Here is a 282-nt window from a genome sequence, read left to right as displayed (position 1 = left end):
GTGCATGCTGTGCTGGGCCCCCTGGGCGCAGGCACAGGCGCAGCGCGTGAACCGTTGCACGACTGCACTGGGCGAAACGGTGTTCACCGACCGCAGCTGCGATGCGCTGGGCGCGACGGCGCGGATGCCGCCGCGTGGTGTTTCGGTGGGCAATACCGGCATCTACCGCGCCGGCTGCGCGCGCCGGTTGAGCGAGCTGACCGGGCAGATCCGCTCTGCGGTGAGCCTGCAGGACGTCAACCGGCTGTCGTCGATCTACCTGTGGGGCAACGTCTCCAATGC

The 282-nt window shown here is 69.1% G+C and carries 1 pseudogene; it reads left to right on the top strand.

The features are described from left to right. Window positions 1-46 precede the first annotated feature (46 nt). Window positions 47-282 (top strand): annotated as a pseudogene (locus ACQG3P_RS19465) (hypothetical protein); the annotation flags it as partial.

Origin of the sequence: Stenotrophomonas sp. SrG (assembly GCF_050031795.1) — a bacterium.
Lineage (GTDB): Bacteria > Pseudomonadota > Gammaproteobacteria > Xanthomonadales > Xanthomonadaceae > Stenotrophomonas > Stenotrophomonas rhizophila_A.
The sequence above is the reverse complement of the archived record's forward strand: the minus strand, read 5'-3'. Positions and strand labels throughout refer to the sequence as shown.